General features: G+C 39.9%; 11 protein-coding genes and 1 pseudogene. 7 read left to right on the plus strand and 5 right to left on the minus strand.

The annotated features are described in order from the left end of the window. Nucleotides 1-600 precede the first annotated feature (600 nt). From ruvA to HW278_RS02880, 7 genes are all read left to right on the plus strand, one after another. Nucleotides 601-1,185, plus strand: coding sequence for a Holliday junction branch migration protein RuvA (ruvA, locus tag HW278_RS02850; protein WP_178976870.1), 585 nt, complete (start codon nucleotides 601-603; stop codon nucleotides 1,183-1,185). A 70-nt stretch (nucleotides 1,186-1,255) separates the two neighbouring features. After that, nucleotides 1,256-1,747, plus strand: coding sequence for an LptE family protein (locus tag HW278_RS02855; RefSeq protein ID WP_178976871.1), 492 nt, complete (start codon nucleotides 1,256-1,258; stop codon nucleotides 1,745-1,747). A 27-nt stretch (nucleotides 1,748-1,774) separates the two neighbouring features. Beyond that, nucleotides 1,775-2,611 (plus strand): hypothetical protein, encoded by an 837-nt coding sequence (locus tag HW278_RS02860; protein WP_012797056.1) that lies wholly within the window; start codon nucleotides 1,775-1,777, stop codon nucleotides 2,609-2,611. A gap of 11 nt (nucleotides 2,612-2,622) precedes the next feature. Next, nucleotides 2,623-3,000, plus strand: a complete 378-nt coding sequence (secG, locus tag HW278_RS02865) for a preprotein translocase subunit SecG (RefSeq protein ID WP_002673422.1) — start codon at nucleotides 2,623-2,625, stop codon at nucleotides 2,998-3,000. A gap of 204 nt (nucleotides 3,001-3,204) precedes the next feature. After that, nucleotides 3,205-3,483, plus strand: a complete 279-nt coding sequence (groES, locus tag HW278_RS02870; RefSeq protein WP_002673428.1) for a co-chaperone GroES — start codon at nucleotides 3,205-3,207, stop codon at nucleotides 3,481-3,483. A 24-nt stretch (nucleotides 3,484-3,507) separates the two neighbouring features. Beyond that, nucleotides 3,508-5,142, plus strand: coding sequence for a chaperonin GroEL (gene groL / locus HW278_RS02875; RefSeq protein ID WP_009410083.1), 1,635 nt, complete (start codon nucleotides 3,508-3,510; stop codon nucleotides 5,140-5,142). A gap of 269 nt (nucleotides 5,143-5,411) precedes the next feature. Continuing rightward, nucleotides 5,412-6,575 carry an OmpA family protein gene (locus HW278_RS02880; RefSeq protein ID WP_111972759.1) on the plus strand — a complete coding sequence of 388 codons (1,164 nt, stop codon included), beginning with the start codon at nucleotides 5,412-5,414 and terminating at the stop codon, nucleotides 6,573-6,575. Between the two features lie 702 nt (nucleotides 6,576-7,277). Here HW278_RS02880 and HW278_RS02885 read toward each other — a convergent pair. The 5 genes and pseudogenes from HW278_RS02885 to HW278_RS02905 all read right to left on the minus strand — a co-directional run bounded on the left by HW278_RS02885 (nucleotide 7,278) and on the right by HW278_RS02905 (nucleotide 14,040). Beyond that, nucleotides 7,278-10,436, minus strand: coding sequence for an efflux RND transporter permease subunit (locus HW278_RS02885; RefSeq protein ID WP_178976872.1), 3,159 nt, complete (start codon nucleotides 10,434-10,436; stop codon nucleotides 7,278-7,280). Nucleotides 10,437-10,457: 21 nt separating this feature from the next. Continuing rightward, nucleotides 10,458-10,778, minus strand: a pseudogene (locus HW278_RS02890) (SDR family oxidoreductase); the annotation flags it as partial. Nucleotides 10,779-11,005: 227 nt separating this feature from the next. Beyond that, nucleotides 11,006-11,440: a DUF4268 domain-containing protein gene (locus HW278_RS02895; RefSeq protein ID WP_178976873.1), complete on the minus strand. Its 435-nt coding sequence runs from the start codon at nucleotides 11,438-11,440 to the stop codon at nucleotides 11,006-11,008. 4 nt (nucleotides 11,441-11,444) lie between these two features. Next, on the minus strand, nucleotides 11,445-12,191 hold the full coding sequence (locus HW278_RS02900; protein ID WP_178976874.1) for a hypothetical protein: 747 nt from the start codon (nucleotides 12,189-12,191) through the stop codon (nucleotides 11,445-11,447). A 13-nt stretch (nucleotides 12,192-12,204) separates the two neighbouring features. Then, the gene (locus HW278_RS02905; protein ID WP_009410077.1) at nucleotides 12,205-14,040 is read right to left on the minus strand and encodes a GNAT family N-acyltransferase; all 1,836 of its coding nucleotides are present in this window, start codon (nucleotides 14,038-14,040) and stop codon (nucleotides 12,205-12,207) included. Nucleotides 14,041-14,049: the final 9 nt, after the last annotated feature.

Genomic DNA, 14,049 nt, shown 5'->3' on the forward strand with positions numbered 1-14,049 from the left:
CCGTCTCTAATTCCCTCTTTGAAGATAACCAGCAACAGCTGGGTATGTGCACCGCGAGAGCGAAGTATATGTAAAGGAAAATATTTTCACCACATTACCTTCGACTTTTCCGTCACTACATTCTCCCTCTCCTTGGGAGAGGGACGGGATGAGGATTCTCTTTCTTTCGCCTCGAAACCCCGTTTTTAGTATTTTTTGCACTGTTGTATCATATTATGAATCAACTCTTTATATACCCTTTCTATACCAATCGTCCAAGATTCGTATAAGCTTCCTATAAGCTCTCTATAAGCTAACCACACCCTTCTAATAGCCTTTTTTCATCAAAAACTCTCCCTCCCCTCTTCCGAACTTCTTCGTTCTCTTCCGAACCCCTCAATCCTCTACATTTGCTAATTTCCACATTTGCTAATCTGCTAATTTAACAGCCCGTCGTGCTACGACTGCCTGTGCGGCTCGCACCTTTGGCAAAGTTAATCTCTTCTATTTCAAGCTTTTAACTAGTACCCCATTTGCTAATTTTCTAATTCTCTCATTTTCTAATTTGCTAATTCTTTAATTATTTGTACTTTTGCACTACTCAATCTTCAAATTAAACTAATGATTACACAATTACAAGGAAAACTCGTAGAAAAGAACCCTACTCACGTAGTAATCGACTGCCACGGGGTGGGCTATTTCGTAAATATCAGCTTAAATACTTATTCAGCACTACCCGAAGGCGAAGCTATTAAACTATACACTTATTTGCAAATAAAAGAAGACGCCCACACACTCTATGGCTTCCTCACCAAAGCCGAACGCGAAGTGTTTGTATTGCTTCTTTCGGTATCAGGAGTAGGTGCTAGCACTGCCCGCACGATGCTCTCATCGCTCACCGCTGCTCAAGTGCGCAGTGCTATCATCAATGGCGAGGTTGCTACCATTCAAGCAGTAAAAGGTATAGGTGCTAAAACAGCCCAACGGGTAATATTAGACTTAAAAGATAAAATGCTCAAGCTCCAAGACTTTGAAGAGGTGCCAATGAACGCCGTAAGCACCCACAAAGAAGAAGCGCTTGCCGCCTTAGAAGTATTGGGCTTTATGCGCAAACAAGCCGAAAAAGTAGTCGATACCATTATCAAATCAAGCAGCGAAGAGCTTTCAGTAGAAGAAATTATCAAGCAAGCCCTCAAACGCTTGTAAAAAAATTCATCATTCGTAATTTGTCATTCGTAATTATTTTCGTATCTTTGCCCGCTAATTGATTGGTAAAATGAAATATATCTTATATATACTCTTGGCTTTCACCGCTATAAGTTGTGGTATCTACAACTTTACAGGAGGAAGTACAGGCGATGCAAAGACTTTTCAAGTAAACTTCTTTCGCAACGATGCTCCCATGGTAGAACCTGGCCTCGACCGCGATTTTACCATCGCCCTACAAGATTTGATTAACAACCAAACCAACCTCAGCCTTACCGACCGCAATGGCGACCTTGTGTACGAAGGCGAAATCGTAGAGTTTAACATTACCCCTATGACGGCTACCGCAGGACAAACCGCTGCCCAAAACCGTGTAACCATAGGCGTAAATGTGCGCTTTACTAATCATAAAGAAGATAAAAAAGACTTTGAAAAACGCTTTTCTTTTTACTATGATTATCCTGCTGCTACACAATTCAACTCGGTAAAAGGCGAAGCTATTCCACAGATATTCGAGCGTATCACCCAAGATATTTTCAACGCCTCATTGGCAGATTGGTAGCAATTAGGTAAAGACAATAAGGTAAGATTGACAGTAAAACAATTCATAGAGATTATTAGGCATCCCTACACTATTAACGATGATCAAGTATATGAACTCGACGAGATAGTGAAGGAATATCCTTATTTCCAAGCAGCAAGGGTGTTACAACTCAAAATATTGCATTCCGAAGGAAACTACAAGTACAACAAAGCCTTAAAACTCGCTGCGGTACACGTAACCGACCGCTCAGTATTATTCGACTTTATTAATTCTAAAAGTATTATCCCTGATTTCTCAGCCCTACGCCGTGATTTTGAACGTATTCGCAAAGCGAGAGAACGCAAAGAAGCCGAAGAAACTGAGAATACACCTCCTAAGGTAAGTTACATCGACCACGAACCGCGCTTGTATCGCCCTAATGTACCCGAATCTATTTTCGAAGAACCTATTTTCCCCGAAGATTTGGTAAATCACCAAGAGTTAGCCGATGCTTTTGAACCTAAAAAAGAAGAAAAACCTAAAACTGATACTGACAATATCTCTCAATGGTTAGAAAACATCTCCGATGACCATACCGAAGTTTCTTATAAAGACGACAAGGTAGCCGAGAAGTTCAAACTCATTGATAAGTTTTTGGAGAACAATCCTAAGATTGAAGCCTCCAAAGACTATGTATCCAACGTAAATTTAGCCGATGATGTAAACTCAGACCCTAAACAATTAATGACCGAAACATTGGCACAAGTATATGTAAATCAGCGCAAATTTAAGCAAGCTATACAAGCGTATGAAATATTAATTTTGAAAAATCCAGAAAAAAGTGCTTACTTTGCAGCCCAAATAGAAAATATCAAAAAACTACAACAAAATAATTTATTTTAATTTATAGAGAAATGACTACATTCAACATCTTTTTAGTGCTTATCGTGGTAGTATGTTTGCTACTCGCTTTAGTAATTATGGTACAAAACCCTAAAGGAGGCGGACTCTCTTCTACTTTCGGTGGCAATACTCAAGTAGTAGGTGGCGTGAAAAAAACAGGCGACTTCCTCGAACGCAGTACTTGGACTTTTGCTACTGCTTTAGGAGTGCTTATCCTTATCGCCAACACCTTACTACAAGGCAATACCGGTGTAAATGCCGATTCTAAACTGCTCGATGGCAATACCCCTACTGCCCCTGTAGAAAACCCTCTTAACCAACAAGCACCTGCCAACAATGCTACTCAAATGCCTGCTACTCCTGCCACATCTTCTAATACAGGTAACTAAACTGACAAAAAGTCAGTTTTTACAGATTGGCATACTTTCTGAAATATCCTCTTCGATTTTTTATAAAAGGAATTAAAATACTTGAATGAAAAGGTTAGATAACATCCCCACATCCCCCTTTCGAAGGGGGCGCGGGCGATGTAATTCCCTAACACCTAATTCCTATTTTCTAAACAAAAAAAATAACTAAAAACTAAACAAATAATGGCAAAATTGAATATTAAACCTTTAGCTGATAGAGTAGTGATTGAGCCCGCAGTGGCCGAAACTACTACCGCATCAGGTATTATCATCCCTGATACTGCAAAAGAAAAACCTCAAAAAGGTACGGTTGTAGCCGTTGGAGCAGGTACTAAAGATAACCCTGTAACCCTAAAAGTAGGCGATACAGTACTCTATGGCAAATATGCCGGTACTGAACTCAAATTAGAAGGTAAAGACTACCTTATTATGCGTGAAAACGACGTATTAGCAGTTATCTAAACATAAAAACTAAAAACTAAAGAAATGGCAAAAGATATTAAATTTGATATAGACGCTCGAGAAGGTTTAAAACGCGGCGTTGATGCATTAGCAAATGCAGTAAAAGTAACATTAGGCCCTCGTGGTCGTAATGTGATTATTAGCAAATCATTTGGTTCACCACAAGTAACCAAAGACGGGGTAACCGTTGCTAAGGAAATAGAACTAGAAGACGCTCTCGAAAATATGGGCGCTCAAATGGTAAAAGAAGTAGCTTCTAAAACCAATGACCTCGCAGGCGACGGTACTACTACCGCTACTGTATTAGCACAAGCTATCGTAAAAGAAGGTCTTAAAAACGTAGCTTCTGGTGCTAACCCAATGGATTTAAAACGCGGTATTGATAAAGCCGTAGCAAAAATCGTAGAACACTTGGCTAAACAAGCTAAAGAAGTAGGCTCTTCTTCTGAAAAAATAAAACAAGTAGCCTCTATCTCTGCTAACAACGACGATACTATTGGCGAACTTATCGCTCAAGCATTCGAGAAAGTAGGTAAAGAAGGGGTTATCACCGTAGAAGAAGCAAAAGGTACAGATACTTACGTAGATGTAGTAGAAGGAATGCAGTTCGACCGCGGTTACCTCTCTCCTTACTTCGTAACCGATTCTGAAAAGATGGTTGCAGAACTCGACCACCCTTATATCTTGTTGTACGACAAGAAAATCTCTACTATGAAGGACTTGCTTCCTGTATTAGAGCCTGTAGCTCAATCTGGCAAACCCCTCTTGATTATCGCTGAAGATATCGATGGTGAAGCATTAGCTACCTTAGTGGTAAACAAGTTGCGCGGTACCCTTCGCATCGCTGCTGTAAAAGCTCCTGGCTTTGGTGACCGTCGTAAAGCAATGCTCGAAGATATCGCTATCCTTACTGGTGGTACTGTAATTGCCGAAGAAAGAGGCTTCACTCTTGAAAACGCTACTATCGATATGCTTGGTACTGCCGAAAGAGTAAGTATCGACAAAGATAACACCACTATTGTAAATGGTGCTGGAAAATCTGATGATATCAAAGCGCGTGTAGCACAAATCAAAGCACAAATCGAAAACACCTCTTCTGATTATGACCGTGAAAAACTACAAGAGCGTTTAGCTAAACTCTCTGGTGGGGTAGCAGTGCTTTACATAGGTGCTGCTTCGGAAGTGGAAATGAAAGAGAAAAAAGACCGTGTAGATGATGCTCTTCACGCTACTCGTGCAGCTGTTGAAGAAGGTATCGTAGCAGGAGGTGGTATAGCGCTTATTCGTGCTAAAAATGTTTTAGGAAAACTAAAACCTCTCAATGCCGACGAAGAAACAGGTATTAAAATTATCCTCAAAGCATTGGAAGCTCCTTTGCGCACTATCGTAGAAAACGCAGGGGTTGAAGGTTCTGTAATCGTAGCTCGTGTACTCGAGGCTTCAAGAGATGCTTACGGATACAATGCTAAAACAGGTACTTATACCGATATGTTTAAAGCAGGTATCATCGACCCTAAAAAGGTAACTCGTGTAGCCCTTGAAAATGCTGCCTCAGTAGCTGGTATGATTCTCACTACCGAATGTGCTTTGGTAGACATCAAAGACGATAAAGCAGCTGCAATGCCTCCAATGGGTGGTGGTATGCCAGGAATGATGTAATCGTAAATTCATAGCATTATTATCATATTTTATTAACACGAAAATCAGGGAGAGTTTACAATGAAACTCTCCCTGATTTTTTATACCCAAAAACTAGATTAACTCTCTGAAATGTGAAAGAAATGCAAACGGTTTGTAAATAAAACGTTAAAAAACAGGGTGAAAATGCGAAAAGCATATATTTTTTATTACTAAAAATGATTGTACAAATAAAAAAAGTCGTATATTTGCCCCGAATTTTAAAACACAAGTAATAAACATTTTTTTATATGAAAAAAACCTTATTAAGTATTGCAACTGTCGTTGCAGTGATAACAAGTGCTAACGCACAAGATATGCTAAGTAAGAGCAAATTTTTTGACAACTGGCAAGTAGGTGTTAAAGCTGGCGGTTTCTCTGAAACTCAGCATGAAGCTTTCTTTAAAAACACCCGTGCCACTTTTGGAGCTGAGATTGGCAAACAAATCTCTCCTGCTTTCCGTTTAGGTGTTGAAGGTATGGCGTATGTACGTCCCGTAGCCCTTGACAATGATGTAGATGCAGGTAACTTTATAGACAATACCAATGTAAGCTTGGTAGGTACTATAAACTTGAGCAACCTTATCGCTGGTTACAAAGGAACTCCTCGTTTCTTCGAAGTAGAAGGTTTTGCAGGAATTGGTTGGTTCCACAGATATGTACAAGATATCGCTCCTAACTATAGAGAAAACTACAGAAGCAACAGTATGTCTGCTCAGTTTGGTTCTAACTTATTGTTCAATTTAGGCGAAAGCAAAGCGTGGGGAGTTAAATTAAGTCCTGCTATTGTGTATGGTGTAGACCATCCTACTGAGAAAAGTTCAGTAAACAGCTTAAACAGCTTGAACTCTTTCATTCAAGCTACTGTTGGTGTAGTTTACCGTTTTAAAGGAAGCAATGGTGCTCACCACTTCACTACAGCTACTCAAAATCCTGACAATAGCGCAGAATTGGGTAGACTTCGTGATGAGTTGAACAGCAAAAACAAGGAATTATCTGACTGCCAAAGACAAGTTAATAAATTACAAGATGACTTAGAAGCAGCTCGCAACAAGAAACCAGAAGTAGTAGAAAAAGTAGTTACTAAAAACAAGAAAACTTTGGAATCAGTAGTTACTTTCCGTGTAGCTAAAAGTACTATCGATGCATCTCAATTGCCTAACGTAGAGCGTATCGCTTCTTACCTTAACAAATATAGGAATGCTAAAGTTAGTATCAAAGGTTATGCTTCACCAGAAGGAAACTTAGAAAAGAACAAACAATTAGCTACCGCTCGTGCTGAAGCTGTTAAAAACCTTTTAGTTAAACGTTACAAAATCTCAGCTGATAGAATCCAAGCTGAAGGTAATGGTATCGGTGATATGTTCAGTGAACCAGATTGGAACCGTGTAAGTATCGCTAATATCGTAGAGTAATCAAATACCCTACAAAATAAGAACTTACAAATAAAAATTAAGGAAAAGGCTATCCTAATTAGGATAGCCTTTTTTATTTTCTATTACGTGAGTTTGACTCAAATTAAAAGAGGCAAGGTCAATGCTGAAAAAATGTTAATCTCTTTTAAAACCCTGCAATTTTTTTAAAGTTTAGAAAGTAGAACACTTGATAGTCTTTTGTGGTATCAAAAACGTTAAAACATTATTTATCAGTAAAATATTAGAAAAACCTTTGTTATCTTTTAATTGAAGTTTAACCGAAGGTAGAGCGAAGCTAAGGCGAACCTAAGACGAAGGAAAGGTGTTAGAATATTGGATATCAATAAGTAAAAAGCCCTTATAACTTTATTGAAGAAAAAGTGTTAAAATAGCGTTTTTGACAAATAAAAACAATATTACTACTTTCTGAGTTCAGAATAAGAAAAACATCAGATAATTAAAAAAATCCCACAGATTACACAGATTCGACAAATCTGCGAGGTTTATAGGGCGAATTTAGTAGCTAAAGAAATGAGATTTATACGGACTGCAACACAAAAAGGATATCAAATTTACTAAAGTTTCCAACTTGGCAAAGTATTAGATTCAAAAACGATGCAAAAATAATATGTTAGTAATAGAAAATAAAAAGGCTGTCTGCTAAAAAGCAGACAGCCTTTTTTGTCGTAGCACAACAGGCATTTAATATTCGCCAGTAGGCTCTACAAATATCTCTTCTTTTTCTTTATGACCACTAATACTCTCTTGTATCGCTTGGAAGAATACAAAGAATACCGGAATCACAACAAGTCCGAAAAAGGTACCAATAAGCTGACCGATAGCGGCTCCCGTAGCTACTGAACGGTTTCCTGCTGCTCCTACGCCTGAAGCAAATACCAATGGCATCAAACCGACGATAAAGGCAAAGGAGGTCATCAAGATAGGGCGCAAACGCGCCATTGCGGCATTGATAGCTGCCTTAGATAGGCTTTCACCCATACGACGGCGTTGCACAGCAAATTCTACAATCAAAATCGCGTTTTTAGCTAAGAGTCCCATCAGCATAATAAGGGAAATTTGGAAATAGATATTATTTTCTAATCCAAAAAGCCACTGTCCTAAATACGCTCCAAAGATACCAAAAGGCAATGAGAAGAGCACTGATAATGGCAATAGGTAACTCTCATACTGTGCCGAGAGAATAAAATAGGTAAACACCAAACTGAGCAAGAAGATGAGAATAGTTTGTGAACCGGCATTCTGCTCTTCACGCGTTAAGCCCGTATAGTCGATTCCATAATTACTATTGAGGGTTTGGGCAGCCACCTCTTGTACTGCTTTCAGAGCATCACCTGTACTATAGGCAGGGTTGTTCTGAGCCGAAATAGACACCGAAGTAAAGAGGTTATAACGGCTGAGCGATTGCGGACCGAAAGTACGTGTAAGAGTTACAAACTCGGTAATAGGAGCCATTGTTTCACTTCCTGTTTTCACGAATAAGCTATTGAGGCTATTGAGGTCTTTACGCGCTTCGGGCAACGATTGTACCATTACACGGTATTGCTTTCCGTAGAGGGTAAAGTCAGTTGCGTAGAAGCCCCCTATATAATTCTGTAAGGTCGATAGAATAGTGCTCACTGTAATACCCGACTGCATAGCACGTTCTACATTAATATCCATTTGGTATTGTGGATAATTCACATTGAAAGACGTTTGAGCGAATTGTATTTCGGGGCGTTGCATCAAAGCGCCCAAGAACTCTTGTGCATTCTTGTTCACCTCACTGATATCACTTCCGGATTTATCCAAGAGAACAAACGATACCCCACCTCCTACACCAAAACCAGGCACGGAAGGCGGTTGGAAGAAAATCACATTGGCATCTTTGATATTGGCAACAGCACGAAAGGCATTGTTGATAATCGACTGAATGTCTTGACCAGGGAGTTTAGAACGTTCCTCAAAAGGTTTCAGCTTGAAGAAACCCATACCATTATTACTACCTTCGCCTGAAATCATACCGCGACCAGTAACAAAGGTAACATTTTCCACACCTGGGATATTGGAAAGACTTTCGTTTACCTCACGCATTATATTAGCTACGCGTTCCATAGAAGCACCAGGAATCATCGATACATCCATCATCACAAACCCTTGGTCTTCACTGGGCACAAACCCCGATTTCATACTTTTATTGGCAAAATAGATACCACCTCCTGCCATAAGTAAGAGCACTAAGGTTACCCATTTATGACGAAGGAAGAAGGTAAAGGTTTGCCCATATTTATGCGTAGCGGCATTGAAAGCTATATTAAATTTGTGGAAAAACTTGCCAAACCACGACTTTTCTTCATATTCTTTATTGCCGTGAGGTTTGAGGAAGAGCGAACAAAGCACCGGACTGAGGGTAAGTGCATTGATAGCTGAAATCACGATGGCTACAATCAGAGTTACCCCAAACTGTTTGTAGAACACGCCCGTAGTACCACCCATAAAAGTTACCGGCACGAACACTGCTGCCATCACAAGGGTGATAGAGATAATCGCCCCTGTAATCTCGTTCATAGCTGAAATTGTAGCGGGTTTAGCTTTCTCGTGAGTTTGTTCCATCTTGGCGTGCACCGCCTCGACAACCACAATGGCATCGTCCACCACTATACCGATGGCTAACACCAAGGCGAAAAGGGTAAGCATATTGATAGAATATCCAAAGAGATTCAAGAAGAAGAAAGTACCAACGATAGACACTGGTACCGCAATAGCAGGAATGAGTGTAGAGCGGAAGTCTTGCAAGAAGATATAGACCACCAAGAACACCAATAAGAAAGCCTCTAAGAGGGTAGACACCACCTTAGAAATGGCAGCATCTAAGAAAGTATTGGCGTTGTAGTTGATAGTATAAGTAATCCCTTCGGGTAAAGAAGGCTTCAACTCGTCTAAGAGTTTTTCAATATTTTGGATAATCTCGTGAGCGTTAGAGCCTGGCGTTTGAGAGATACCCATTGCCACGGCAGGACGCCCTTTGCTTTCAGAAAATCCTGTATATCCGAGCGCGTCGAGTTCTACCTTAGCTACATCTTTAAGGCGAAGAATACGACCTCCATCTAATGCTTTGAGCACTATATTTTCATATTCCGATACTTGGGTGTATTTCCCCTTGTACTTAATCACATATTCATAGCTACTACCGCTGTTTTGTCCCAAAGTACCCGCAGCCGCTTCTCTACTCTGAGCCGAAATTGCAGCAGTTACCTCGGTAGGATTGAGTCCATAGGCTTGGAGTTTTTGCGGATTTAACCAAATGCGCATAGAATAGGTTTTACCTCCAAAAGCACTGGCATCCCCTACCCCACTGATACGTTTAATTGCAGGAATCACATTGATGCTTAAGTAATTTTGTAGAAACACATCGTCTAACTCTTTATTCTCAGAGAAGAAGGTGAGGAACATCAAGTTACCTGAGCTCTGTTTGCGTACCGTTACCCCCGATTGGGTTACCTCAGATGGCAAAATAGAGTTGGCACGCGACACCGCATTTTGCACGTTTACGGCAGCAATATCCCCATTGGTGCCCTGTTTGAAATACACAGTAATATTTGCTGAACCACTATTAGAAGCCGATGAGGTGATATAATCCATATTTTCCACCCCATTGATTTGTTCTTCCAGCGGAATCACCACCGCTTTAAGCACTGTTTCGGCATTGGCACCCGCATAGTTAGCCGATACCTGTACCGTTACAGGGGCGATATCAGGATATTGAGAGATAGGCAAAGAGATAATCCCCAATATCCCTAAAATTACTATTAAGATAGAGACTACCGTTGATAGTACGGGTCTGTTAATAAAGTTTTTTATCATAAGTTAGATGTTATACTTGAATTAAAATTCTTGTTTAGTAGGACGCAAAGTAATCTCATTGATAGCTACGTCCTCTGGTTGTTCAATAGCATATGCAATAGCACGGGCAACTGAATCGGCAGAAATCTCATATTCCTTATAAAAAGCCTGAATACCTGCGCTAGCTTCGGGGTCGGAGCTACCATACTTAAGTTCACTCTCCACTGCGCCTGGGTAAAGGGTAGTCACGCGGATGTTATCTTTAGCAGCTTCCATACGTAAACCTTCGCTAATAGCTTTTACAGCAAACTTAGTACCGCTGTAGACCATACCACGACCTGCGACCACCTTCAACCTCGCTACTGGCTCCTGTAATAATCACGACTTTATCTTTGATGTTTTCTTTCATAATTACCAATTTATTAGATATTAAATACAGAAAAGGAAGTGCTTTTATTGTAAAAAACACTTCCTCTTTGAGGGTGTTACCTTATTCTATGCAAAGGTAAGACAAAAAAGTTACGTGAGAATGAGGCTCGATGTTAATCTTTTCTTAAAGTTTCAAAGGATAATACAGAGATAAGTAGTGCTTATTTTTCTTCTTGTATTATGTCTTTATAGTCTGCCCAAAAGGCTTCAAACTGCAACATCGATTGATAGAGGAACTCCATCGCTGATTGCCAAGTAGCTTTGTTGTGAATAGTTACGTTTGGCAGTTCTACATACACACAGCTGATTTCTTTACCGTTGTCTAAGAGAAAGTGCTCTTCGAAAACAACATCGGGGAGGTATTGTTCTTGCAGAATGGTTTTCAGCGACAGCAATTTGTTGTAGTACAAACTACGTGTTGCATCGTCAGGGTCTTCCACAGCAAGGAGCACCCGTGCTTTACGGGTGTCGAATGAAAACTTAAAACTGAAATCCTTTATCTTGGTATTGTAAAGCGTCCATTTCCGAGGGAAGGATTTGCCAAAGGATATCCAGAAGTCTTCGCGTAGTTTTTTAGCTTCAGCTTTGCTGTACAAGGGGTTAAGGTGTAAATTGGATATTTGCTAAGAATGTATGACCTCCATCATCTATTTTTTTAAACAAAGTAAATTTATAGAATGTGGAGCCGTCCTTTTCAAGCACTCCAAATTCATTATTTTTTAAATCATAAGCTACGAATGTATTCGGAGTAAGAGTCGGTTTGATTTTATAACGCAATTCATTAGTTTTCTTATCATACAATTCGTATGAGAAATCTACTTTTTTAGCATATAAAAATTCTATATAGGGGTCTTCTTCTATTATTTGAGTATTGCTTTTTGCTATGGTAGTAGGTTGTGCAGGAGTAAGCGTTGCCATTGCCGTTTGAGTAGCAACAGGTGCTTTGTATTCCGACTTAAAAGTTGCTAAAGCATTCCCTTCAAAGGCATTGCGCAAAGCTTCTTGATACGACTTCTTAAACTCCTTTTCACGACTTTTACCTATCTCGGAAGTAAAGACGGTTTTATTAGCACAATCGGTGAGAATAAATTGCACCTTAGAGGTCATCATATTCGACAGGTTCCTCACGTCGGCTTTCAGAGCATCGCAGGGGTTTTGGAGCAGTTCGGCGGGGGCTTCGCTCTCCATATACGCTTTAAAACCTTGTTTTTCCAGTAAAAACTTCGTAAGTGCATTCAGCTGGTACTGATTATCTTCCTTTTGGAAAGTATAACGGTTAGGCACAATCACAGTTTGTGCAACAAGAGTCAGTGGTAGTAATGCTACTAAAAATAATATCTTTTTCATTGGTTTCTAATATTTATTCATATTCATTATTCTTCATTCGAGCTTCGAGTTCGGCTTGAAACTCTTCTATCACCGGTTTCATAGTGCTTTCAGGGAGGTCGGAGATGCGAATATACATCAATCCGTCTACAGAGTTATTGAAAAGTGGGTCGACGTTGAAAGCAATGACTTTGGCGTTTTGCTTGATGTACTTTTTGATGAGCACCGGCAAACGCAAGTTACCTGGTTCGAGTTCGTCGATGAGTTTGTCGAACTTATTGAGGTCGGCTTTGGTTTCGTCGAAAATAAAATCTTTATCCTCGTCTTTGAGTTTTACTTTGAACTCTTTTTTAGGGCGTACATACTGTGCAATATAAGGGTCATAGAAGTTCGACTTCATAAACTCTATCATCAGCGATTTAGAAAAGTCAGAGAACTGGTTGCTAATACTCACGCTACCCAACAGATATGAGTGTTCCGGATAACGCAAAGTGGTATGAGCAATGCCTTTCCACAGCAAAAACAGTGGCATAGGTTTCTGTTGATATTCTGAAATGATAAAGGCACGCCCCATCTCGATGGTTTTACTCATCATATCGTATAATTCGGGCTCAAAACGGAACAAATCGTGGGTATAAAAGCCTTCGATACCGTATTTAGGGAATATTTCAGCCCCTAAGCCCATACGGTAAGCTCCTACTATCTTCTTAGCTTCGTTATCCCAAAGGAAAAGATGATGATAATAGAGGTCAAACTTATCTAAGTCAGACGAAGCGTTAGTCCCCTCCCCTACTTCGCGGAAGGTAATTTCACGTAAGCGTCCTATTTCCTTCATTATATTAGGAATCTCTTGATAAGGTGCTAAGAATACCTCGTAGTTGTTGTTTTTGAGCAGTCGGTAATCTTTTTTGGTGATATTATCAACTTCCTTCTCTATGAGGTCTTGTTTAATAGGCGCTTCTATCTGTTGAGGATTGCTACCGCTCTTGCTTGATTTCAACACGTTAGTGAGTGGTAAAAACTTCTTATCTTGCTCTAAAGCATTGGCTAATATATAAGTTTTCTTACGTAAAAATTCGGTAAAATCTTCCAAATCGGTATGCTCATCTTGCATAGCTACCGAAATAGGCTTACCTATGCGTATATAAATAGTGCGTTCTTTCTGTGTAAGCAGTTCTGAGGGCAATTTAGCCGTGCGTAGCGTATCACTGATGCTTGCCAAGAAGTAAAACAACTTACTGTTTTTGGCGTGAAAATAGATAGGCACAATAGGCACTTTCACTTTCTTAGCAAGTTTCATAGCTGCCTCTTCCCAAGGCTTATCCACCATCAGTTGCCCCTCTTTGGTTACCGATACCTCCCCTGCAGGGAAAAGACCTAAGGGTTTGCCCTCTTTGAGGTGTGCAATGGTATGCTTAAAACCCACCACGCTAGATTTCGCATCTTTGCGGTCTTCAAAGGGGTTTACCGGTAATACATAAGGCGCTAAAGGCTCAATACGTTGCAAGAGAAAATTCGCCATAATCTTGAAATCAGGACGTTTTTCTAGGAGTAATTTGAGAAGCAGAATACCATCAATTCCCCCCAGTGGGTGGTTAGAAATGGTGATAAAAGCCCCTTCTTTGGGGATATTCTTAAAATCCTCTTCGGGTATTTCGAACTTTATTTCAAACTCATCTAACAGTTTGTTGAGGAAGTCTAACCCTTCAAAGTGTTTATTTCGGTTGTAAATAGCATTGAGTTTGGAGATACGGAGCAACTTCATCAGTGCCCATCCTCCAAAAGTACCCAAGAAGCCAAGTTTATCAATATTAATCGCTTTGGCTACTTCTTTGGCACTTACCAATCCTTTATCTTTTTGCTTTCTCATTCTTCTTTA

It is taken from the genome of Capnocytophaga sp. oral taxon 902 (genome assembly GCF_013394735.1).
In the GTDB taxonomy this organism is placed as follows: domain Bacteria; phylum Bacteroidota; class Bacteroidia; order Flavobacteriales; family Flavobacteriaceae; genus Capnocytophaga; species Capnocytophaga ochracea.